General features: G+C 41.8%; 19 protein-coding genes. 7 read left to right on the forward strand and 12 right to left on the reverse strand.

The annotated features are described in order from the left end of the window. Positions 1 to 151: 151 nt before the first annotated feature. Both glpK and VXS03_RS11475 read right to left on the reverse strand, forming a co-directional pair. The gene (glpK, locus tag VXS03_RS11470; protein WP_327763855.1) at positions 152 to 1,675 is read right to left on the reverse strand and encodes a glycerol kinase GlpK; all 1,524 of its coding nucleotides are present in this window, start codon (positions 1,673 to 1,675) and stop codon (positions 152 to 154) included. A 90-nt stretch (positions 1,676 to 1,765) separates the two neighbouring features. After that, positions 1,766 to 2,617, reverse strand: coding sequence for an MIP/aquaporin family protein (locus VXS03_RS11475; protein ID WP_327763856.1), 852 nt, complete (start codon positions 2,615 to 2,617; stop codon positions 1,766 to 1,768). A gap of 595 nt (positions 2,618 to 3,212) precedes the next feature. Between VXS03_RS11475 and zapB the strand changes: the two genes are divergently transcribed. Continuing rightward, entirely contained in the window at positions 3,213 to 3,455 is a 243-nt protein-coding gene (gene zapB / locus VXS03_RS11480; RefSeq protein WP_036789682.1) for a cell division protein ZapB, read from the forward strand. 102 nt (positions 3,456 to 3,557) lie between these two features. On the opposite strand, the gene rraA is transcribed toward zapB, so the two are convergent. From rraA to priA, 7 genes are all read right to left on the reverse strand, one after another. Further along, positions 3,558 to 4,043, reverse strand: coding sequence for a ribonuclease E activity regulator RraA (gene rraA, locus VXS03_RS11485; RefSeq protein WP_327763857.1), 486 nt, complete (start codon positions 4,041 to 4,043; stop codon positions 3,558 to 3,560). 86 nt (positions 4,044 to 4,129) lie between these two features. Then, positions 4,130 to 5,038, reverse strand: coding sequence for a 1,4-dihydroxy-2-naphthoate polyprenyltransferase (locus VXS03_RS11490; protein ID WP_327763858.1), 909 nt, complete (start codon positions 5,036 to 5,038; stop codon positions 4,130 to 4,132). A gap of 149 nt (positions 5,039 to 5,187) precedes the next feature. Next, positions 5,188 to 6,519 (reverse strand): HslU--HslV peptidase ATPase subunit, encoded by a 1,332-nt coding sequence (gene hslU / locus VXS03_RS11495; RefSeq protein WP_107276026.1) that lies wholly within the window; start codon positions 6,517 to 6,519, stop codon positions 5,188 to 5,190. Between the two features lie 10 nt (positions 6,520 to 6,529). Further along, complete coding sequence (gene hslV, locus VXS03_RS11500) at positions 6,530 to 7,057, reverse strand: ATP-dependent protease subunit HslV (RefSeq protein ID WP_036789451.1); 528 nt, start codon at positions 7,055 to 7,057, stop codon at positions 6,530 to 6,532. Between the two features lie 182 nt (positions 7,058 to 7,239). Then, positions 7,240 to 7,842 (reverse strand): SPOR domain-containing protein, encoded by a 603-nt coding sequence (locus tag VXS03_RS11505; protein WP_327763859.1) that lies wholly within the window; start codon positions 7,840 to 7,842, stop codon positions 7,240 to 7,242. Between the two features lie 170 nt (positions 7,843 to 8,012). Next, positions 8,013 to 9,038 (reverse strand): DNA-binding transcriptional regulator CytR, encoded by a 1,026-nt coding sequence (gene cytR, locus VXS03_RS11510; protein ID WP_255418369.1) that lies wholly within the window; start codon positions 9,036 to 9,038, stop codon positions 8,013 to 8,015. Positions 9,039 to 9,220: 182 nt separating this feature from the next. Further along, positions 9,221 to 11,422, reverse strand: coding sequence for a primosomal protein N' (gene priA, locus VXS03_RS11515; protein WP_327763860.1), 2,202 nt, complete (start codon positions 11,420 to 11,422; stop codon positions 9,221 to 9,223). A 267-nt stretch (positions 11,423 to 11,689) separates the two neighbouring features. Here priA and rpmE point away from each other — a divergent pair, with 267 nt between their 5' ends. Then, the gene (gene rpmE / locus VXS03_RS11520; RefSeq protein WP_327763861.1) at positions 11,690 to 11,902 is read left to right on the forward strand and encodes a 50S ribosomal protein L31; all 213 of its coding nucleotides are present in this window, start codon (positions 11,690 to 11,692) and stop codon (positions 11,900 to 11,902) included. A gap of 119 nt (positions 11,903 to 12,021) precedes the next feature. On the opposite strand, the gene metJ is transcribed toward rpmE, so the two are convergent. Then, a complete protein-coding gene (gene metJ, locus VXS03_RS11525; RefSeq protein ID WP_036789456.1) occupies positions 12,022 to 12,339 on the reverse strand; it encodes a met regulon transcriptional regulator MetJ in 318 nt (105 codons plus the stop codon). 307 nt (positions 12,340 to 12,646) lie between these two features. Between metJ and VXS03_RS11530 the strand changes: the two genes are divergently transcribed. Both VXS03_RS11530 and VXS03_RS11535 read left to right on the forward strand, forming a co-directional pair. Beyond that, positions 12,647 to 13,813, forward strand: a complete 1,167-nt coding sequence (locus VXS03_RS11530; protein ID WP_327763863.1) for an O-succinylhomoserine (thiol)-lyase — start codon at positions 12,647 to 12,649, stop codon at positions 13,811 to 13,813. Beyond that, the gene (locus VXS03_RS11535) at positions 13,813 to 16,227 is read left to right on the forward strand and encodes a bifunctional aspartate kinase/homoserine dehydrogenase II (protein ID WP_327763865.1); all 2,415 of its coding nucleotides are present in this window, start codon (positions 13,813 to 13,815) and stop codon (positions 16,225 to 16,227) included. Before VXS03_RS11530 ends, VXS03_RS11535 begins: the two co-directional genes overlap by 1 nt. 75 nt (positions 16,228 to 16,302) lie before the next feature. Here VXS03_RS11535 and VXS03_RS11540 read toward each other — a convergent pair whose 3' ends face one another. Both VXS03_RS11540 and ppc read right to left on the reverse strand, forming a co-directional pair. Continuing rightward, positions 16,303 to 16,869 (reverse strand): PadR family transcriptional regulator, encoded by a 567-nt coding sequence (locus VXS03_RS11540; protein ID WP_327763866.1) that lies wholly within the window; start codon positions 16,867 to 16,869, stop codon positions 16,303 to 16,305. A 410-nt stretch (positions 16,870 to 17,279) separates the two neighbouring features. Then, positions 17,280 to 19,910 carry a phosphoenolpyruvate carboxylase gene (ppc, locus tag VXS03_RS11545; RefSeq protein ID WP_327763867.1) on the reverse strand — a complete coding sequence of 877 codons (2,631 nt, stop codon included), beginning with the start codon at positions 19,908 to 19,910 and terminating at the stop codon, positions 17,280 to 17,282. A 630-nt stretch (positions 19,911 to 20,540) separates the two neighbouring features. Between ppc and argC the strand changes: the two genes are divergently transcribed. The 3 genes from argC to VXS03_RS11560 all read left to right on the forward strand — a co-directional run bounded on the left by argC (position 20,541) and on the right by VXS03_RS11560 (position 23,668). Then, entirely contained in the window at positions 20,541 to 21,554 is a 1,014-nt protein-coding gene (argC, locus tag VXS03_RS11550; protein WP_327763868.1) for an N-acetyl-gamma-glutamyl-phosphate reductase, read from the forward strand. 10 nt (positions 21,555 to 21,564) lie between these two features. After that, positions 21,565 to 22,359, forward strand: coding sequence for an acetylglutamate kinase (gene argB, locus VXS03_RS11555; protein ID WP_327763870.1), 795 nt, complete (start codon positions 21,565 to 21,567; stop codon positions 22,357 to 22,359). 103 nt (positions 22,360 to 22,462) lie between these two features. Beyond that, positions 22,463 to 23,668: an argininosuccinate synthase gene (locus VXS03_RS11560; RefSeq protein WP_327763871.1), complete on the forward strand. Its 1,206-nt coding sequence runs from the start codon at positions 22,463 to 22,465 to the stop codon at positions 23,666 to 23,668. Positions 23,669 to 23,740 lie beyond the last annotated feature (72 nt).

The following is a 23,740-nucleotide window of genomic DNA, read 5'->3' on the forward strand; positions in this document are numbered from 1 at the left end:
AATTGGTTCCTCAACACGGTGGGAAATTAGATTGTCTAGGCAGTAGATTGATGATCTAACGCAACGGAATTAGGATTATGTGGTTGTAATAAAAATAAAAAAGGCCTGCTATAATAAGCAGGCCTGATCTTAGAGGGTATTAACGTGAAATTTATTCGTCGTCATCTTCTTCGTCAAATGCCCAACCTTTGGCACACTCAACCGCACGTTGCCAACCACGGTAACGACGGTTACGTTTTTTATCGTCTTCACACGGTGTAAAACTTCGATCTAATTGTGATTTGTGTTGAAGCTCATCAATACTATCCCAGAAACCAATTGCTAGGCCCGCCAAGTACGCAGCACCAAGTGCGGTGACTTCGGTAACTTTTGGACGATGTACTTCTGTTGCTAAAATATCTGCTTGGAATTGCATTAAGAAGTTATTGGCAACAGCGCCACCATCAACCCGTAAAATATCAAGTTTAATGCCTGAGTCAGCCTGCATCGCATCAAGTACATCGCGAGTTTGGTAAGCAACACTTTCAAGGGTGGCACGAATAATATGGTTAGAGTTTACGCCGCGAGTAAGTCCAACAATAGCGCCACGTGCATACGGGTCCCAATAAGGAGCTCCTAAACCAGTAAAGGCTGGTACGACATAGACACCGTTAGCGCTGCCCACTTTTTCTGCAAAGTATTCTGAATCGTTAGCATCACTAAGTAGTTTTACTTCATCTCGTAACCATTGAATGGAAGCGCCGCCCATAAAGACTGCACCTTCAAGGGCGTAAGCAACATCACCTTTAGGGCCACAAGCGAGAGTCGTTAATAGTCCATTATGTGAGGTGACTTTTTCTTTGCCGGTATTCATTAATAAGAAACAACCGGTGCCATAAGTATTTTTAGCTTGGCCTGCTGAAACACACATTTGACCAAATAATGCGGCTTGCTGATCGCCAGCAATACCTGCAATAGGAATACGAGTACCGCCTTTACCACCAATGTTGGTTTGGCCATAAACTTCAGATGATGCTTTTACTTCAGGCATCATTGATAATGGAATATTCAATACCGAAAGTAATTTCTCATCCCACTGTAGTGTGTTGATATTAAATAGCATGGTACGAGAGGCGTTGGTGTAATCAGTAACAAATACACGTCCTTGGGTCATTTTCCAAATTAACCAAGTATCGACAGTACCAAATAATAACTCACCTGCTTCTGCTTGTTCGCGAGCACCTTCAACGTTATCTAGAATCCATTTAACTTTAGTACCAGAGAAGTACGGATCAACCACTAACCCTGTGGTTTCACGAATATAATCTGTTAAGCCTTGTTGTTTTAGATCTTCACATATGTCGGCGGTACGGCGGCATTGCCAGACGATAGCGTTGTAGACAGGCTTACCTGTTTTTTTGTTCCAAACAATGGTGGTTTCACGTTGGTTAGTAATACCAATTGCTGCAACTTGATCGCTGCGAATACCTGCTTTAGCTAATGCTTCAACCATGGTTGAACTTTGGGTCGCATAAATTTCAAGAGGATCATGTTCAACCCAACCTGCTTTAGGATAAATTTGAGTGAATTCGCGTTGTGACGAACAAACGATATTGGCATTGTGATCGAGCACAACGGCTCGAGAACTGGTTGTTCCTTGATCTAACGCCACAATATATTTTCGTTCAGTAGTCATGATGAGTTCCTCGTTATCTTTATTATATAGAGTCAGTTTCAATTGAGGGGCGAGGTTAATGCCCCTTTGATTGTGTTGATGGATTAAATTTTATGCTTCAACCGCAGGTGTATCCGTATTGCCTTCGCATTTATTCGGTAGGGTACATTTGTTGCCTGGTAGATAAATCCCAATCAGTTTAGGGTAGGCCCAGCCACCAAAAAGCGCACCACAAATTGGCGCCAGAATAGGAACGATAAAGTAAGGAATATCTTTAGCACCAGTGAGTGCCACCGTGTCCCAACCTGCAAAGAAGGTCAGTAGTTTAGGGCCGAAATCACGGGCGGGGTTCATAGCAAAACCCGTTAGAGGACCTAACGAACCGCCAATAACAGCAATTAGTAAACCTATCAATAATGGTCCCATAGCGCCACGGGGAGCACCATTTTTATCATCACCGATAGCTAAAATGGCAAACATCAATACTGCGGTAATAGTAAATTCAACGGCGAAAGCACCACCAAAACTTAATGATGGGTGAGGGAAGGTTGAAAAAATAGAGGCAGTATCTAGGCTAGCAACTGTTCCTCGAACAATATTATGGCTGGCTTCATAATCAGTAAATAAATTGCTGTATAGCCCATAAATTAAGGCTGCAGCAGCAAAGGCTCCCAACACTTGTGACATAATATAAGGCAATACTTTGCGTTTATTGAAACCATGGAAACTGGCTAATGCAATAGTCACCGCTGGATTTAAATGGGCACCAGAAACCCCTGCCGTGACGTAAATCGCAATGGCAACGCCAAGACCCCACATGATACTTACTTCCCATTGACCAAAGTCAGCACCGGTTAATTTCAGGGCAGCGACACAGCCAACGCCAAAAAATATCAGTAGTCCAGTACCGATAAATTCCGCAAAACATTCTCCGACGAGCGCATTAGGTTTGGAACTTGTCATATTGTCAGTCCTTTTGATGGGTAATGTAGGGTATTGCGTTATCCTTCATGCGCTGTAATTTACAATAGTTACTTTTTTTTAAAATAATAACGGCTCAAAAATGTGCGTTCGAGCGTAAATTGTTTTCTAAAGTGAGCGTTTGGTGGCTTTTTATTGTCGTGTTGATGGCGTGAGATCATGGATCGTGATATTAGGCTGATACTGCAATCATCGTTATTCGCGATAACTGCGGCATATAAAATCGCAGGGGTAAATTATCATGGTAATGTGGAACAGAATTTGAGAAAGTTCATAGATACCACATTATTGGTAGCAGAATGTGAAACGAGGCGAGAAAGGTATCTGGCGCTATAAAACACGCTGAGGTCGTTGAATTTAGCTGTTTTTAGCGACTAAGTAAGGCTGATATTTACTGACTTTGCAATAATTACATCAGACTTGTATGATTTTCATTCATTTGCACTAATGTGGTGGAAATGTAGATGTCAGCAAGCCAATGCCTCGTTAGAATAGCTGTTAAATGTATATAACCCTGTCCGTAGAGATTACCTTGAATTGTTAAGGTAAATATATGGGCATAGATCAGGTGAACAATATGTCTCTAGAAATGTTGGAAAAATTGGAAGCCAAAGTTCAAATGGCTGTGGATTCAATTTCTTTACTACAAATGGAAATTGATGAACTAAAAGAAAAAAATGATAGCCTAGCTATGGAAGCACAAGAACTACGTTCTGGTCGTGAGAGTCTTGTTCAAGATAACGAAAAGCTACGTGGTGAGCATAACGTATGGCAAGATCGCGTACGTACACTGCTAGGTAAAATGGATAGCGTAGAATAATCGCGTATTTATTTTAATACGATTATCGGCTCGGTATAGCTCCCTTCACAGGTGATATACCGAGCCGATTTTTTGTATTGTAGCCATTTTATTTATGAGTGATTAGTCTATATCTAATGCTTCTGGCGATAAAATAACGCCAGTATTATCCGCATAAATATGATCTTCAGGTAAAAAGGTTACTCCACCAAAATTCACCGCAACATCAATCTCACCAATGGTTTGTTGATCTGCACCAACAGGAATCGCAGCGAGTGCCTGAATTCCTAGATCGAGTCTATCCAGTTCATCAACATGGCGGACGCTGCCATAAATAATGAGCCCCTCCCAGTGATTTTCAACGGCTAATTGAGCGAGATCGATATCAATTAAAGCACGGCGTAATGAGCCTCCACCATCGACTAGCAATACTCGCCCAGCGCCAGGCTGGGATAAAACGTCATGAATAACCCCATTATTCTCAAAACATTTAATGGTCGTGATTTGACCGCCAAATGCACTGCGACCACCGTAAGAGCTGAACATAGGTTCAACCACATCAACTTGGTCGAGATAGATATCACAAAGCTCAGATGTATTATATTCCATGGGCAGGCTTCTTATTGGTAGCTGAAAACAAAAAAGGTTGTTTAAATTATAACCAGTTGATATCGCATTGCAATTTGTATCAGTGATTATGCTAATACCATACCAATAGCAAATAATAGGTTAGTGATTAACGCACACTTAACCATGGTTGCCATCATTGGACGAAGCGCAGCGCCATCAACAGAATTGTACACTTGTCGACCATGATTGATCAGTAGTGGTAGGCTTAAAATGAATAGCCACCCAAAAAGAGATTTCACTTCTAATAGCGCGAATAAACTAAAAAATATCACGCTAGTAGAAAGTAATATCAGATGGTATTTACGGCCCCATTGTGGACCCATACGCACCACTAAGGTTTGTTTGCCACATGCTTTATCATTATCAATATCACGTAAATTATTGATATTTAGTACACCGACAGCCAATAAACCACATGCCGTTGCCGGTAACATGATCAGTGAGTCAATCTGTCCCGTTTGAAGATAATACGTTCCTGCAACACCCAGCCAGCCGAAAAATATCAGTACAGATAGATCGCCAAGACCTTGATAGCCATAAGGTTTATTGCCCACGGTATAAGCAATCGATGCTGCTATTGCAAGTAAGCCCAAGATTAAAAAACCGATAATGTCATGCGGGTTCTTACAAGCCACTAAAATTAAGGTTAAGCCACTGATAGCGGTAAGAATGATGTTTATAATCATCGCTTTACGCATTGTGGCTGCAGTAACTAAGCCTGATTGCATTGCCCGTTGTGGGCCTAAACGGTCATCATTATCTGTGCCTTTAACGGCGTCGCCATAATCATTAGCAAGATTAGATAGAATTTGTAATAACAAGGCAGTTAATAGCGCAAGAGCTGCAATACTTGCAGAAAAATTGTCGTGCCATTTTGCTACTGCGCTACCGCAGACAATAGAAGCGATGGCAAGGGGTAAGGTTTTTGGTCTTGCGGCATCTAACCAAATTGTCAGTGAAGAGGGTGAGTTCATAAATTAGATACTTAAAGTGAATACTGAAAAGGTATTATGGCGTAAATTTGGTCAGGCGCAAATTTATCCGATCAATGTTTGTTAAAGAATAAAAAAAACGGTGCGATAAAACGCACCGTTTATTGTGTTAACTGTTAGTCTAAATTCGATTATAAAATGAAGCGACTTAAATCTTCATCAGCAACGAATTCGCCTAAGCGTGCTTGTACATACGCGTCATCGATAAGGAATTTCTCGCCAGATTTTTCACTCGCATCATAAGAAATCTCTTCCATTAGGCGTTCCATTACCGTATGTAAACGACGAGCACCTATATTTTCAGTACGCTCATTTACCTGCCATGCTGCTTCCGCTAAGCTTTCAATACCTTCAGCCGTAAATTCTATATCGACAGATTCCGTAGCCATTAGTGCTACGTATTGTTGCGTTAACGATGCTTTGGGCTCAGTAAGAATGCGTTTAAAGTCATGACTGCTCAGTGCATCCAATTCAACGCGGATCGGTAAACGACCTTGTAGCTCAGGAATTAAATCTGATGGCTTAGCAACTTGGAATGCACCTGATGCCACAAATAGAATGTGGTCTGTTTTAACCATGCCATGTTTAGTTGATACTGTGCTGCCTTCAACTAATGGTAATAAATCACGCTGTACACCTTCACGAGAAACGTCAGGGCCTGATGATTCGCCACGCTTACAAATCTTATCGATTTCATCAATAAAGACAATACCGTTATTTTCAACCGCGAAAATGGCTTGTTCTTTTAATTCTTCTTGGTTAACCAGTTTTGCCGCTTCTTCTTCAGTCGCTGCTTTTAACGCATCTTTGATTTTCATTTTGCGTTTTTTACTGGTGTTACCCGCAAGATTTTGGAACATGCCTTGTAACTGGTTGGTCATTTCTTCCATACCAGGAGGCGCCATGATTTCAACGCCCATTTGTGGCGCTGCAATATCAATTTCGATTTCTTTATCATCAAGTTTACCTTCACGTAATTTCTTACGGAAAGATTGACGCGTCGTTGATTCTGTTGCTACTTCTTCGTTTTGTCCCCAAGCATCGCGTGCTGGTGGCAATAACACATCAAGAATACGTTCTTCTGCGAGTTCTTCTGCATGTACACGTACTTTTTCAGTCGCTTGCTGATGTACCATTTTTACAGCGACATCAGTTAGATCACGAATGATAGTTTCAACTTCTTTACCGACATAACCGACTTCAGTAAATTTGGTCGCTTCAACTTTAATGAACGGTGCATTCGCCAGTTTTGCTAATCGGCGTGCGATTTCTGTTTTACCAACACCGGTTGGACCAATCATTAAAATATTTTTTGGGGTTACTTCTACACGCAGCTCTTCAGGAAGCTGCATACGACGCCAGCGGTTACGCAGTGCAATCGCCACCGCTCGCTTGGCTTTGTCTTGGCCGATAATATGGCGGTCAAGTTCATGAACGATTTCGCGAGGAGTCATTTCAGACATTGCAACTTCCTTACTTAGTTTCTAATTCTTCAATAGTATGATTGTGGTTAGTAAATACACAAATGTCACCCGCAATATTTAGCGCTTTTTCAGCAATTTCACGGGCGCTAAGATCGGTATTTTCCAATAATGCAATGGCAGCTGCTTGAGCAAAATTACCACCAGAACCAATCGCAACTAAATCATGCTCAGGCTGTACGACATCACCATTACCAGTAATGATTAATGAGCCTGTTTCATCAGCAACAACTAATAAAGCTTCAAGCTTGCGTAGAGCACGATCGGTACGCCAATCTTTGGCTAACTCAACGGCTGATTTCAATAGATGGCCTTGGTGCATTTCTAATTTACGTTCGAAACGTTCAAATAAAGTAAAGGCATCAGCGGTACCGCCAGCGAAACCTGCAAGTACTTTATCATTATAGAGACGACGAACTTTGCGAGCGTTGCCTTTCATTACCGTATTGCCAAGTGAGACTTGGCCGTCACCAGCAATTACGACTTTGTCGTTACGACGAACAGATACAATAGTTGTCACGTTAAACCCTCTTTGATTCAGCTCCGACGTTAGCCGGGATCATTAATGCTATTAGATCTGGGGATAGAGAGGCAGGTTTTCAAGGTGTATATAACAATTGCTGGGTGGGGTGATGTTAAGCTTTAGAGAATAAAAAAGGATGCCATGATGGCATCCTTTATTGTTATTCATGCTAATGATGATTATTCCCAGAACCAAATTGCACAAGGGCTAATGCCATGTTGTTGTAATTTATTCTGATCATTCATTGCTAAACGTTTATTTTTGTAAGGACCAAGTACAACACGATACCAAGTACCTTTGTTATTCGTTGATACTTTTATTTGGCTATTTAAGCCTTGAAACGCAATCATCGCTTTACGTTCATCTGCTTGAGTTTGGCTGTGATAAGCGCCGCATTGTAATAAATAAGGCTTAGCTGGCTTCTCTTTAGCAATGATTTTTTTGGGTGTTAAGTCGGGAACAATGACTTTTTTATTTTCTAGTTCCTGAATGTAACGCCATTTTTCTTCTGGTTTAGGAGGCAAAGCGGTGGTGTTAACTTTTGCTGGTGGTTGTGGTTTGATAATAACAGCCGCAGGAATGGCGGGCTCATTTTCAGGAACATCAGTACCAGAAAGGAAAAATAAACTCGTAATCAGCCCACACACTAAAACAACAGCGAAAGCAGCCCACTTGGTTGGAAAACCAGTTGTCGGCACTTTTTTGCCTTTAGGGTTAGCTTTTGCTTTTGGTGACGCTGATTTTGTTGAGCGTCCACGTTTTACATAATCTTTAGTAGCCACGATATCGACAAATTAGTTTGGGTAGATAGATAGGACGCTATGTTACAAAGTTGGATTGATCCTGACCAGTTATTATCGCTGTTTCGCTGATAATTAACCCCATATTGTAACAAAGATGCCAGATTTTATGATCTCTGTGCAGTAACGTATTAAATATGGGGATAGATAAATTAGCGACTTGGCGGCGCCGCACTTTCACGAATAACCAGTTTGGCATCCAATAATCGTGATCCCGCTTGGACATCTTTGCCTTTCAGTAATTCTAATAACATCAACATTGCCTGACGGCCAATCTCATAACGGGGTTGTGAGACAGTTGTTAATGGTGGATCGCAATATTCTGCAAATTGAATATCATCAAAACCAACAATAGAAATATCGTGTGGTACGCGTAAACCTAACCGTTTTGCCTGTTGCATGGCGCCAATTGCCATTACGTCTGAGTGGCAAAATAATGCTGTTGGCGGCTCAGGCAAAGCAAGTAATGCCGTGATAGCACGGGCACCTGCTGCAAAACTAAAATCACCTTTAATAGTGTAGGCTGGATTTAAAGTTATACCTCCACGACGAAGGGCCTGTTGATAACCTTGCTGACGAAATTGTGATAAAGCTGCTTTATCTGGCCCTGTAATTTGAGCTATTCGCTTATGGCCCATTTGAGTCAAGTAATTCACCGCATCAAAGGCTGCAGTTAAGTTATCAATGTGCACTGTTGGTAATTCAAGTTCCGGCGCATATTCACATGCCATGACTAATGGCGGCAGATTTTTTTGTTCAGGTTTACTGACGTCAAACGGTAAATTATTACCTAATAGCAACATACCATCAGCTTGCTTAGTAAACACTAAATTAGCGAATGAGTTTTCACGACGCTGTTGTTGACCACTGTCACCCAGTAGCACTAAATAACCATTTTCCATTGCCGCTTCTTCAATTCCTCGAATGATTTCTGTGAAGTAGGGATCACAGATATCTGGAACAATAGTCACGATAGTTTTCGATTCATTGCGGCGTAAATTGCGTGCTAGTGAATTGGGTGAATATCCAGCTTCCATTACGGCTTGCTCGACCTTTTTCCTGGTTGAGGCCGATACTTTTTCCGGGTTCATGAGCGCGCGTGAAACTGTCGCGGTTGATACCCCGGCTAGCTGGGCAACGTCCTTCATTGTCGCCATAGTGCTTTCCTCTTGTGCTATATCTTTCTAATTTACAGTTGACTATCTGATTTGAAAATATATTCAGATATGCTCATCAACTAATTGTAACTGACTGAAAAACGTCAATTCATATACATATTGTAGAATGGATGCATAAGCTGAAACATGCTTCCAATAGCATAAATTACATTCGCTATGTGAGATGCATCGCATTGTCTAGTTTAAGTTAAATCTTGTGGTTCAACATCAATCGACCACCTGATTTTTTTCGCTAACGGTAATAGTTGAATCGCTGGCTTAGCAATACTGAGTATTTGCTGAAGTTTATTTCTATTAGGTATTTGTAAAATTAATTGCCACCGAAATCGGCCAGCACGACGAGCAAGGGGAGCTGGATTTGGCCCTAATACACAACAGTCTTGATCATATATCGGGCTTGCTTCAAAAATCCCTCTTACTTGTTGTAAGAACTGGCACACAAGGTCGCTATCATTGGCTTCTGCACGTAATAATACTAAGTGAGTAAACGGCGGTAATAATGCCTGACGACGCTCAGTTAATGCTGCTTGAGAAAAAACGCCATAGCCTTTATGCAGTAATGATTGTAGCAGTTGATGCTCTGGATGGTGGGTTTGTAATAAAACAGCTCCCGGTTTACTGGCGCGACCTGCACGACCTGCAACTTGAATAAACAGCTGTGCTAATCGCTCAGAGGCGCGAAAATCATTACTGAATAATGCACTATCAACATCAATTAATGCCACTAAGGTTACATTAGGAAAGTGGTGACCTTTAGCAAGCATTTGGGTGCCAATTAAAATTTGATATTCATTATTTTTAATGGCTTCTAAATAGTTTTCTAATGCCCCTTTACGACGAGTACTATCACGGTCGATTCGTACTGTTTTAAATTCAGGGAACAATTCGGCCAATTGGGCTTCAAGTTGCTCTGTACCCACTCCAACAGGTAACAACTGAGTCGAGCCACACTGCTGGCATTGGTGCATAATCGGCCGTTGAGTGGCACAGTGATGACACCGTAATTCTCCAGATTGCTGATGGAGGGTGTAATACGCATCACAACGATCACACTCGGCGATCCAGCCGCACTCATGGCACATCATCGCGGGTGAAAATCCACGCCGATTAAGAAACAGCATCACTTGATTGCCCGCATTGAGGTGCTTACGCATTTCTGCAATTAATGGTGCTGATAACCCCGCGTTTAAATACAGGCCTTTGACATCAATAACACCATGACGTGCAGCACTCGCATTACCTGCACGTTTAGAGAGTGTCAGATAGTGATATTTGCCTGTTTGTGCGTTATGCAGTGTTTCCAGTGCTGGCGTTGCTGAACCTAACACTATTGGAATATTTTCTTTATTGGCTCGCATTACGGCTAGATCGCGAGCATGGTAACGTAAACTATCTTGTTGCTTGTATGAAGCATCATGCTCTTCATCAACAATGATAATGCCAAGATTAGCAAAGGGCGTAAACAGTGCTGAACGGGTGCCAATAATGATCCCTGCCTGATTATCTCGCCCTGCCAACCATGCTGCCATGCGTTCGCTATCGTTTAAGCCTGAATGTACGGTTTCTAATGGCACATTAAAACGGCGCTTAAAACGATTGATTGTTTGTGGCGTTAGGCCAATTTCTGGCACTAAAATTAACGCCTGTTTACCCGCCGCTAAAATGGGTTCAAGTAAATTAAGATAAACCTCGGTTTTACCCGAGCCTGTAACGCCATCAAGTAGATAACAGCCAAATTCTGGATTGCTGTTAACCGTTGCAATTGCTAACGCTTGCTCTTCGTTTAAACGCGGTTTCTGCTCTGTAATCTCAAATTGTGGTTGCCACTGACGTTGCTGCGGTTGATGTTGTTGTTCGCTAATCCAGCCTTTTTGCTCAATAGTTTTGAGGGTGGAGCTGCTGACCTCATGAGTGAGTAAACTTTCGTGGCTGAGTGGACCATTACGTAATAGATTTAGGATTTGCGCTTGTTTAGGCGCACGTTTTAAACCATTTAACGGCTGCTCTCGACCCGTTTCAGTAAGGTGCCAGTACTTTAATGGTGCGGTTGATGCTTCTCGACCTTTACGCAGTAATGTTGGCATCGCATTGGCTAGAGCGTCACCTAAAGGGTATTGATAATAGCTACTGGCCCATTTTAATAAGCTAAATAGTGATGGTTGCCATAAAGGTTGCTCGTCCAATACTTGCTGAATAGGTTTTAGCTGTTGAATGGGAAAATCAGAATCATGTCCAATAGCAACCACAATCCCAACTAATCGTTGTCGACCAAAAGGCACCAGCACACGCCCACCGATAACAGGGGTAGTGTTGGGCTTGATGAGATAGTCAAAAGTTTTATCTAGTGGGACAGGTAAAGCAACGCGTGCTATTGGGTGGGTCATATTTTATCGCTTTAATTGAGCTTGTACTAAATAGTAACAGATCGTGTGATATGGGATAAGTACTGCTATGTTGCAACCATTATTTACTGTTTTGGTGATCAATAAAAGAGCGATAAAAAAACAGTGTCTGAGTTGATCTCTGGAGAATGATTGATTACTATACGCCGCCTGATTTGTCGTAAATTTACGACAGACTATTTTATTAACCACGTGTGGTGCCCGGCTTTGGATCGGGAGAGCGACACGGCCTTAACTTGAGGTTTCCCCATGAAACAAGGTATCCACCCAGAATACAAAGCAGTAAACGCACGTTGTTCTTGCGGCAACACTTTCGTATTTAATTCTACTATGAGCAAAGACGTTAACCTTGACGTATGCGATAAGTGTCACCCATTCTACACTGGTAAGCAACGTCAAGTTAGCTCTGGCGGTCGTGTGGACAAATTCAACAAGCGTTTCGGTGCGCTTTCTAGCAAGTAATTATTTGCCAGATGAATTTAAAAAAAAGGGATGCGCAAGCATCCCTTTTTTTATGGCTGAGATTTATCGCTATAAAAAAACCAGCATAAGTGCTGGTTTTTTGCTATTTCATGTCCATATTATTCATTAATATCTTCGTAGCTGATACCCATAGCTTCCATCAATGCTTTAGCTTCTGCGGGGAGATCATCGGGGTGATCTTTACGAATATCATCATCAGTAGGTAATGGTTGTCCAGTGTAGGCGTGTAGGAAAGCCTCACAGAGTAATTCACTGTTGGTAGCGTGGCGCAGGTTATTGACCTGACGACGAGTACGTTCATCAGTAAGAATTTTAAGAACCTTTAATGGAATAGACACTGTAATTTTTTTTACTTGTTCATTTTTCTTACCGTGTTCTGCATAAGGGCTAATATATTCGCCATTCCACTTTGCCATGTTTTACCTTCTCAGCGATGTTTAATTAATGATGATAACAATGTCGCGACGACGGTTGTTAGTACATAGTCATGATAGGCGGCGATATTACGTGAACATCACTGATTTGTCCTCTACAGTGATAGACAACAGTTGCTAGATCACGACTATTTTTTTCAATTACTAAATTTTAGCGGGATTTACCGCTATAAGCAAAGACATATAGACGTCTAGAGGTGTTGACGTCTTGTTTTGATGTGGTTAAGGTTGTTAACAGCCACCATTATTTATTTACAGGGTTCACCCCCTTATAACAAGGAACGTTATTATGAGTGATAAGCAGCCTGCGACTATTGCCGTTCGAACCGGTATTGACGTTGATTCACAATATAATGCTGTTGTGCCTCCAATCTATTTAACGTCCACCTACAGTTTTCCAGCATTAGGTGAGTTACCGCAATATGATTATTCCCGTTCAGGTAATCCAACTCGTAACACACTAGCTGATGCTCTCAGTGACATGGAAGGCGGTGCGGGTGGTGTCGTCACCAATTGTGGTACTGCTGCGATGAATTTATTGGTGTCTGCGGTTTTAGGTCCTGATGATTTATTGATTGCTCCTCATGATTGTTATGGCGGAAGCTACCGTTTATTTAATACTCGTGCTCAAAAAGGTGACTTTAAAGTTCTGTTTATAGATCAATCAGATCCAGAAGCCTTAGCTGCTGCATTGGCACAAAAACCAGCGCTATTATGGCTTGAGACTCCCTCAAACCCTTTAGTGCGCGTGATTGATATTACTGCGATCTGCCAACAAGCACAGGCGGTTGGTTGCCAAGTTGCCGTTGATAACACTTTCCTGTCGCCCTTATTACAACAGCCATTATCGCTTGGTGCTGATTTTGTAGTGCATTCAACAACCAAATACATTAATGGCCACTCTGATGTTGTCGGGGGTGTTTTAATTGCTAAAGACCAAGCTGCGGCTGAAAATCTCAGTTGGTGGGCTAATTGTATTGGGGCAACTGGAGCACCATTTGATGCCTATTTGACACTACGTGGATTACGTACTTTAGCGCCACGAATGAGAATGCATGAAGAAAATGGTGCGGCAGTGCTGGCTTATTTACAACAACAATCGCTGGTTGGCACTATTTATCATCCAAGTTTACTTACCCATCCAGGGCATGAGATTGCTAAACGTCAGCAGCGTGGTTTTGGTTCAATGATGAGTTTTGAATTTGCTGGAAGTTATCAGCAACTGGAATTATTTGTTAAAAAACTGCAATTATTCTCACTAGCAGAATCATTGGGGGGAACGGAAAGTTTAATTGCTCATCCTGCTTCAATGACTCATCGTGCAATGACTGATGAAGCACAACGAGCGGCAGGGATCTCTACGTCTTTGTTGCGGTTATCGGTAGGTTTAGAAGACCCACAAGATTTGATTGCTGATCTTAAACAGGCGTTTGCTATTGCAAAGGAGGGCTGCTGATGAAAAAAGATCTGCGCCAATTACATAAATTTGGTGGAAGTAGCCTTGCCGATGCTGAGTGTTATCGCCGTGTCGCTGATATTTTACAATCGTACTCTAATAGCACCGATTTAGTGGTGGTATCGGCGGCAGGAAAAACGACGAATCAATTGTTGTTATGGTTAGAGCTATTAGCTACCGATGGCCGCCAAGCCCATGAAACTTTATTATCAATCAGATTATTTCAGCAGCAATTGATCAGTGAGTTACTTGAGGCTAAATATGCAGAGCCATTACAACAGCAGCTATTTTCGGAGCTGGCGTTAATTGCTCAGTGGGGACAGTCACCAATGACGACCGAGGTTACAAATGCGGTTTTAGGTCATGGTGAATTATGGTCAGCACGTTTATTAAGTGCACTACTTAATCAATCACAATTAGCCGCGACAGCCATTGATTCTCGATTATTTTTACGAGCCGACCATGCAGTGCAACCGGAAGTCAATAAAGCTTTATCTGAACCTTTATTGGATCAACTTATCGTACAATATCAGCAGCAGCGATTAGTGATCACTGGTTTTATGGCTGCAAATCAACATCAGCAAACGGTGTTATTAGGCCGTAATGGCTCTGACTATTCCGCTACGATCATCGGTGCTTTAGCTAAAGTAGATCGAGTCACAATTTGGAGTGATGTCGCGGGGGTTTATAGTGCCGATCCTCGTAAAGTCAGCAATGCTTGCCTGTTGCCCTTATTGCGATTAGATGAGGCTAATGAATTAGCACGTCTTGCCGCACCAGTTTTACATAGTCGAACGTTACAACCTGTCGCACAAAGTTGTCTCGATTTAACCTTACGTTGTAGTCACCAACCGGAATCAGGCTCGACGCGGGTTGAGCGAGTATTAGCATCTGGTCGCGGGGCTAAAATTATTTCATCACTTAATGATGTGTGTTTAATTGAGCTTGATGTGCCGCAAGGAATGACAGTGGCACATATTCAACATGACGTGCAGTTATTATTGGATCGAGCACAATTACAGCCATTGGCTCAAACCATGGATAAAGGGAAGCGGCGCATTATTTTGGCCTATACCCAAGAAATGGTAAATAGCGTGCTGAGGTTATTGCAAGATAGCGGTGTTGCGGCTGAGCTTCGATTACGAGAAGGTTTTTCAATGGTTGCCGCTGTTGGTGCTGGCGTATTGAATAATCCGAATCATTGCCATGGTTTCTATCAGCAACTTAAAGGCTTACCCGTTGAATTTATGACGGAGGCTGAGTCAGGTTTAAGTTTAGTGGCTGTGTTGCTCGATATTGAAACGGATGCGTTAGTTAATGATATCCATCAAGCGTTATTTCAAGCGCAAAAAAGTGTGGGTATTGTGTTATGCGGCAAAGGCAATATCGGTAAGCATTGGTTAGGGTTGTTTAATCGTGAAAAAGCAGCATTAGAGCTACGACATGGAATGCTATTTAATTTAATCGGTATTGTTGGTCAGCATAAATGTTGGATTAATAGTACAGGCATTGCGCCTCAGACAGCGTTAGCGCAGTTTCATGATCAAGCGATAGATTATCAATTACCGCACTTATTATCTCAATTAGCTGCGGTTGATTATGATGATGTGGTTGTGATTGATGTAACCGCAAGTTATCAGCTGGCGGCATTATACCCACGTATTGCTGCAAGTGGATTACATCTTATTTCTGCGAATAAAATAGCCGGTTCTGCGACGACGATAGAGTATCAAGCGGTTATTGATGCGTTTGCTAAAAGTAGCCGTTATTGGCTGTATAACGCGACGGTTGGTGCGGGGTTACCCATTAATCATACCGTACGTGATCTGCGAGAAAGTGGCGATCGTATTTTAGCTATCTCTGGTATTTTTTCTGGCACGTTATCATGGTTATTTCAACAGTTTGATGGTAGTCAGCCATTTTCTGAATTGCTTGAACAAGCGTGGCAGCAGGGGTTAACTGAGCCCGATCCTCGTCACGATCTGGATGGCAGTGATGTGATGCGTAAGCTGGTTATCTTAGCACGTGAATCGGGGTTTGAAATCGACCCACAGCAAGTGGAGGTTGAATCATTGGTTCCTGCTTGCTTACGTGAATTAACGGTTGATGCCTTTTTTGAGCAGGCATCTGAACTCGATGTGGTGTTAGCGAAAAAATTAGCACGAGCGGCACGTGAAGATAAAGTACTACGCTATGTAGCACGTTTAGATCGTCATGGTAAAGCGTATGTTGGATTAGAAGCATTACCCCATGAGCATGCATTAGCAAACTTATTGCCTTGTGATAATATTTTTGCGATAGAAAGTCAGTGGTATCGTGAGAACCCATTAGTGATTCGAGGTCCTGGGGCTGGACGAGATGTGACTGCGGGGGCGTTAATTTCTGATATTAATCGCTTAGCGACAATGTTGTAGCCATGATTATATAAGATAAGTTGCAATAAAAAGCCACAGTTCAAACTGAACTGCGGCTTTATTTTTGATACTGACTTAGTTAATAGCAACTGCGCTATTTTCACTGTCCATATCTTTCAGTTCAGCTAGTACTTCTTCTGCCCATAATATCCATGCTTGGCGGTTGTGAAGGCCGCGGCGCAAGGTTAAACGGTCGAGACGTTGTTGACGATCCATGTTTTTGTAATCGCTAAAATGAATTTGCTCTAGTTCTTGATAATGACCCATTAAAATGTGTGATTCATCAATTAAAGCTTCAAGTTGCTGCTGCATTGGTAATGAATTGTGAACACCACAAATCAGCAGTTTTGCAGAAAATTCATCGCGGGTAGTTGGATTACGTGCAGGTTCTTGGAACCACTCAAATAATGCCTTGCGACCAAGATCGGTAATAGAATATACCTTACGATCAGGTTTACCATCTTGCGGTTCAAGACGGCAAGTTACTTGATCGTTAGTCGCCATTTTATTGAGTTCACGATACACCTGCTGGTGGCTCGCTTTCCAAAAATAACCGATACTGTGTGAAAATTCTTTGGTTATATCGTAACCAGTCGCTTCGCGAGTGCTAAGCACCGTTAAAATTACATGTGGTAGTGACATCTCTTCTATCCGTTAAATATATAAAATAAAAAACACAATAGGGCTTAGATTATGTAACGCTTCAAATGACGTTTTTAATTTATAATCGTGCTATTGCACTGCCTAATTGCGGTCGCATAGAATATCATTAATTGACTCAATATCGATACTTCTAGTTCAATTATCTGTTACTGAGGCGTTTCAATTTATTATCTTGTGAACTGTCACTAAACTAATTTAGCGCTAAAAAAATAATAATTTGATTGAAATATATTCATCTTTTCTCATATTGATACTTTTCTATCTTAGTCTTTATAAGCAATACAATGCTGTATCATAGTTGAGAATTAACAGTATATTTTAACAACATTGTAAATAACGATTAAAAAAAAAGGCTATCCGAAGATAGCCTTATGGTTATTTATCGAGGGTTAGCCTGTATTACGCATACCGGTTGCAATACCCGCAATAGTGACCATTAATGCTTCTTCAAGCTCTTTTGGTAATTCGCTTTGTTGGCGAGTACGGTAAAGTAATTCGGCCTGAAGCATATTAAGTGGCTCAACATAAATATTACGTAGACGAATAGACTCAGCACCCCATGGGTCTTGCTGCATCAAATGGTCATTATTTTCAACGGTTAATACTGCTTTAATATCTTGTACTAACTGTGAGCGTAATTGTTTACCAAGTGGCCATAAAGCTTCATCGGTTAAACGTTGATCATAGTATTCTGTAATGCCAAGGCTGGTTTTGCTGTACACCATTTCAAGCATACCTAGACGAGTCGAGAAGAATGGCCATTCGCGGCACATTTCTTCTAGTTGTGCCGTATCACCATTATTAATTGAGTGTTGAATTGCTTCACCTGCACCTAACCATGCGGGTAATAAGAGACGGTTTTGGCTCCAAGCAAAAATCCATGGAATTGCACGTAAACTTTCAACACCACCATTAGGGTTACGTTTTGCAGGACGAGAACCTAATGGTAACTTACCCAATTCAGATTCTGGCGTTGCGGCACGGAAATAAGGAATAAACTCCGGCGTATTACGGACTACGTTGCGGTACGACTCACATGAAACATGAGAAAGCTGGTCCATAATATGGCGCCATTCTTGTTTCGGTGCCGGTGGTGGAAGTAAGTTTGCTTCTAACGTCGCACTTGCATAAAGGCTGAGGCTATTGATTGCAACTTCAGGTAAGCCAAGCTTAAAGCGAATCATCTCACCTTGTTCTGTTACGCGTAAACCGCCTTTTAGGCTGCGTGGTGGTTGAGATAATAAAGCGGCATGTGCAGGAGCACCGCCACGGCCAATACTACCGCCACGACCATGGAATAGGGTAATTTCAACTTCTGCTTTTTCACAGACATCGACCAGTTTCTCCATTGCACTGTATTGTGCCCAACCAGCAGACATAACACCGGCATCTTTGGCGGAATCAGAGTAACCAATCATCACCATTTGGTGGTTTTGAATAAAGCCACGGTACCAGTCAATGTTAAGCAGTTGCTCAATAACATCAGCACCGTTATTTAAGTCTTCAAGTGTTTCAAATAATGGACACACATCCATTCGGAATGGACAACCTGCTTCTTGTAGCAATAAGTGAACGGCTAATACATCAGAGGCTGTACGTGCCATTGAAATAACATAGGCACCCAATGCTTCACGTGGTTGTTCTGCAATCGCTTTACAGGTTTCAAGTACTTCTTTAACGTCTGCTGATGGTTCCCAATTACGTGGAAGCAATGGACGCTTAGATGATAACTCACGGACCAAGAATGCGATCTTATCTTGCTCACACCACTGACTGTAATCACCTAAACCAAGGTGACGAGTTAACTCTGAAATAACATTTTCATGACGTGTGCTTTCTTGACGAATATCCAGTTTAACCAGATGGACACCAAAACATTTGATACGACGTAATGAGTCAAGTAATAAACCGTCAGCAATAATAGCCATACCACATTGATGTAATGACTGGTAACACGCATACAATGGATCCCATAGCTCAGCAACATCATTAATAATGTGCTTAGAAAGGGGGGCGTTACCATTGATTTGTGCTTCTAAGCTGTCACGCGTAACAATCAGCTTGGTACGCAATTGTTTTAAAATTGCACGGTAAGGTTCATGCTCTTCACCTGCAAGTTCACGCACTTCATTATTACATTGAATCATTGATAATTCATTGATCAATTCTTGAACATCGCCAAGGTAAAGTTCGGCGGCTTTCCAACGAGAAAGACGTAAAACTTCATGGGTAACATTTGAGGTAACAAATGGGTTACCATCGCGATCGCCGCCCATCCATGATGAGAATGTTACTGGCGCGGCATCTAATGGTAATTTTTTATCTAAATGTTGCTGTAGCTTTTCATCAAACAAGCGTACAAATTCTGGTACTGCTTGCCATAATGAATTTTCAACCACGGCATAACCCCATTTTGCTTCATCAATTGGGGTTGGACGTTGTTGGCGAATAACATCGGAATACCATGCTTGAGCAATCAGTTGTTCTAAGCGTTGTTCAACTCGCGCGCGTTCTGCGGTTGATAGTTCGCTTAATTCTAATTGTGATAAACATTTATTAATCTGTACCAATTTATGGATCATGGTACGACGTGCAATCTCAGTTGGGTGAGCGGTAAGAACCAAATCAATATTTAATTCATTAATTGCTACTAAAGAATCTGCAGGGTTAACATCATGCTGGACTAATTTAGTAAACAACTCATCGAGCGCATCTGGGCTACACAATGTTGTTTCACGTTGGCGTGAAACCGTATGGTATTGCTCGGCAATATTGGTGAGATTAAGGAATTGACTAAAAGCTCGAGCTACAGGAAGTAATTGATCATCTGGTAGGTTTTGTAATTCAGCAATCAGTTTCTCGCGGTCATCTTGATTACCTGTGCCTGCTGATTTAGAAAGTTTGCGAATCGTTTCAACTTTTTCTAAGAGTTCATCACCGCAAGCTGTTTTGATCGTATTACCCAGCAAATGGCCAAGCATACTGACATTACTTGTTAACGCACTGTATTTCTCGTTCATATCGTATCCATCTCGTAATTTTGTTACATCCAATTTAACCTTTACCCCACAATCTAGCCGTGAAGTTAGTAACAGGTCAACAGAGATTGTATTTATCGCCAATAAAAACTATCGATATTGATTTTGGTCATAATCTTGATTGAATTTTGTAATTTTGTTTCATTCTTGCCTGTGTTAGCCCACATTTATTGTTCATTATTAACAAGATAAAGCAAAAAATCGCCACTTAAAGAATGGGTTCTGTTATGGTTTAATGTTGTAAAAGTTAATGAAAAGCTAATAAAATATATTTTTTTATCGTTACGCTATTGACAGTATGTAATTTAACCAGTAAACATATTAATTCAAATTTATGAATAAATAGTGTTGGCTGTTTATTTATCCTCGAGCAACGGAACGCTCAGGGTTTATTGTTCAATGCAGGAAGTTATTATCATGAACCAAATCTATACATCTGCCTTTATCTCCCTTCGACGACGCTAAGTCTTTTGCCTTAGGTGCTTTTACGTGCCTTTTCTATGCTGTTTACAGCACACCTCCGTTAGCCGTTATGACAATTATCTCTACTTATGCCATAGCTCCAATTATTTGATGACGGCTCAAGAACACTATTACGATATGGAATTAGCAATGTTAAACACGGTTATTGTTGGCGCCAGTGGCTATACCGGCGCAGAACTGGTAAAAATAGTGAGTCGTCATCCGCAGTTAACGCTTCGCGGCTTATATGTTTCCGCCACCAGTTTTGATGTCGGAAAACCATTAAGTGCGCTGCATGGTCAATTACTTGGTGTGGTTGATTTACCGTTGCAGCCGCTGACAGACATTAAAACAGCGGCAGTAGACATAGATATTGTGTTGTTAGCAACAGCTCATGAAGTGAGCCATGATATTACTGCTGACTTTCTTAATATGGGGTGCCAGGTATTTGACCTATCTGGTGCATTTAGAGTGAAAGCGGATGGTTTCTATGATCAATATTATGGTTTTGAGCACCAATATGACGCATTGCTAGATAGTGCTGTTTATGGATTAGCGGAATGGAATCATGATCAAATTCGTCAAGCGCAGTTGATTGCTGTTCCCGGTTGTTATCCCACTGCATCACAATTAGCGTTAAAACCACTGCTGGTTGCTGGGCTGCTTGATACTCATCAATGGCCGGTGATTAATGCTGTCAGTGGTGTTTCTGGGGCTGGGCGTAAAGCCACCATAACCAATAGTTTTTGCGAGGTGAGCTTACAGGCTTATGGTTTGTTTACTCATCGTCACCAACCTGAAATTGCTCATCATCTTAATTGTGACGTTATTTTCACCCCGCATCTCGGTAATTTTAAACGTGGAATTTTAGCCTCTATTACCGCGAAGCTAGCGTCTGGCGTAACTGCTGAAGATGTGAGGGTAGCAATGGAGTCTGCTTATCTAAATACAGCAGATCAACATGCAGTACGGTTGCTTAACAATAACACGGCTAAATTGGATGATGTTGTCGGTAGTTGCTTTTGTGATATCGGTTGGCAGGTTCAAGGCGAGCATATTATTTTAACTGCCGCGATTGATAATTTATTGAAAGGGGCTTCTTCACAAGCAGTTCAGTGCATAAATATTCGAAATGGATTTCCTCAATTAACAGCATTGGTGTAGGAGTAATACAATGAATCAAGTTCCTTTAGTGATCAAACTCGGTGGTGCTGCATTGGAATGTAATGTCACCTTAGAGCGATTATTTTCAACCATCAATGCTTATCAATCACGTTCACAACGCTCAATATTATTTGTTCATGGCGGCGGCTATCTTGTTGATGAACTGATGAAAAAATTGCAATTGCCGACAGTTAAAAAGCAAGGGTTACGAGTTACTCCTAGTGATCAAATTGGCTTGATTACCGGTGCGTTAGCTGGCACTGCTAATAAAATGCTGCAAGGGCAAGCAGTTAAAGCTGGCGTGGCAGCCGTAGGATTAAGTTTAGCTGATGGCGGTTTGTGTACAGTTAGTCAATTAGATCCAGAGTTAGGTGCTGTGGGGCATGCTGAGCCTAATAACGGTGCTTTAGTGCGTCAAATTATGCAATTAGGTTTTGTTCCAATCATTAGCTCTATTGGACTAGATGCGCAAGGTGAAATGATGAATGTCAATGCTGATCAAGCCGCTGTTGCCGTTGCTGCCGCTGTTGGTGGAGAGCTGGTGTTATTGTCTGATGTAACGGGAGTGCTTGATGGTAAAGGTAATTTAATTAAGCAACTCACTGAAGCAGAGGCAGAAGCGTTAATTGCTCAAGCGGTGATCACCGATGGCATGATTGTGAAAGTACGTGCAGCATTTACAGCAGCTAAAGCCTTAGGGCGCTCGATTGAAGTGGCCAGTTGGCGTTATCCCGACAAGCTCAATGCCTTATTAGCGGGTGAGAGTATTGGGACTCGATTTACGTTGCCATCGATGAGTAATTAAACGGCATTGATGAACGTTAATTGATGTATTAAGACGAATAAATATTTTTGAAAATAGTGCCTGAACGGGATGACCGCGATAAGGCTGAAAAGGAGAGCAGCAGATGAGCAAAATTAATAAAGTGGTATTGGCCTATTCCGGTGGTTTAGATACTTCAGCCATTATTCCATGGTTAAAAGAAAACTATGACTGTGAAGTTGTCGCTTTTGTGGCCGATGTCGGCCAAGGTGAAGAAGAACTGGTTGGCATTGAAGCTAAAGCACTCGCCTCTGGTGCATCAGCATGTTATATCGCTGATTTAAAAGAAGAGATGGTAAAAAATTATATTTATCCATCACTTAAAACCGGAGCGACATACGAAGGTAAATATTTACTAGGAACCTCAATGGCGCGTCCAATTATTGCAAAGGCGCAAGTGGAGTGTGCATTAGAGGTTGGCGCGGATGCGTTATGTCATGGCTGTACAGGTAAAGGGAATGATCAAGTGCGTTTTGAAGGGGCATTTGCCGCTCTTGCGCCACAACTTACCGTGATTGCACCATGGCGTGAGTGGAATCTACGTAGCCGTGAAGCACTGCTTGATTATTTGGCTGAGCGTAATATTCCTTGTACTGCAACGTTAGAGAAAATTTATTCACGTGATGCTAATGCATGGCACGTATCCACTGAAGGCGGTGTACTTGAAAATACGTGGAATGCACCTAATGAGCTATGTTGGGTGTGGACTAAAGATCCACAACAGGCGCCAGATGTCGCTGAAACTGTGTCTGTTTTAGTTGAAAAAGGTGAAGTGGTTGCGGTTGATGGTGAACCGATGACGCCCTATAACGCGCTTAATTACCTCAACAGCAAAGGTGCAGAGCACGGAATTGGACGGATTGATATTGTTGAGAACCGTCTCGTAGGAATCAAATCTCGTGGTTGCTATGAAACCCCTGGTGGCACCATTATGATGGAAGCATTGCGTGCTGTTGAGCAATTAGTGCTAGATAAAGAGTCATTTGAGTTCCGTCAAACCATTGGTCTTAAAGCATCGCACCTTATTTATGACGGCCGCTGGTTTACGCCATTGTGTCAATCATTGTTAGCTGCGGCTGATACGTTGGCACAAGATGTAACGGGTGAAGTTGTGATTCAACTATACAAAGGCCAAGCAACCGTTATTCAAAAGCGTTCACTTAATAGTTTGTACTCGGAAGAGTTTGCTACGTTTGGTGAAGATGATGTTTATGATCATAGCCATGCTGGCGGTTTTATTCGTTTGTATTCTTTGGCAAGCCGTATTCGTGCGCTTAATAGTCAGAAATAAATAACCAATTAATATTGTTGCTTACGCTGTAATGATGACGCTATTTATTGCAACGTAAGCTTCTCAATATGA

This window comes from Photobacterium sp. S4TG1, assembly GCF_036040035.1.
In the GTDB taxonomy this organism is placed as follows: domain Bacteria; phylum Pseudomonadota; class Gammaproteobacteria; order Enterobacterales; family Vibrionaceae; genus Photobacterium.